This is a genomic window from Mesorhizobium sp. M4B.F.Ca.ET.089.01.1.1 (genome assembly GCF_004022605.1).
In the GTDB taxonomy this organism is placed as follows: domain Bacteria; phylum Pseudomonadota; class Alphaproteobacteria; order Rhizobiales; family Rhizobiaceae; genus Mesorhizobium; species Mesorhizobium abyssinicae.
This window is the reverse complement of record NZ_RZOS01001340.1, coordinates 1-493: the sequence shown is the minus strand read 5'-3', so window position 1 is coordinate 493 and position 493 is coordinate 1. Positions and strand designations below refer to the sequence as shown.

The window sequence follows — 493 nt, the reverse complement described above, 5'->3', positions numbered from 1 at the left end:
CGCTGAAGGGCGCCGGGAGCTATAACGGCAATGCCGGGGTCATCACCCGGATCGATCGCGACTCGGGACGCATCGGCGTGACGCTCGATTCAGCAGCTGGACGGGAAGGCAGAAAGGTCGAGTGGTACGCGTCCGAGTTTTCCGGATTCCGGCATGGCTACGCCGGCACGATCTACAAGGGCCAGGGCAAGACGCTCGACCACACCTATCTCATGCACACCCATCACTGGCGCGCCGCGTCCAGCTATGTGGCGCTCACCCGGCAGCGCGAGAGCGCAACCATCTTCGTGGCGACGCAAACAGCACGCGATTTGCGGCAACTGGCTCGACAGATTGGCCGCAACGAAATCAAGGCGGCATCGGTCGCCTATGCGACTGCCGACGAGCTGGCGCCGGAACAGCGGGCGAAGCTGGATCAGGACGGAGGTCGGGAACGCGTGCGCCCGCCGCTCCGTGAAGGCGGTGAAGGGGAGGGGCTGTCCGAGAGGCGGGG

1 pseudogene is annotated in these 493 nt (G+C 65.7%); it reads left to right on the top strand.

Features of this window, described 5'->3' with window-relative positions:
• Positions 1-493 (top strand): annotated as a pseudogene (locus EN780_RS37440) (MobA/MobL protein); the annotation flags it as partial.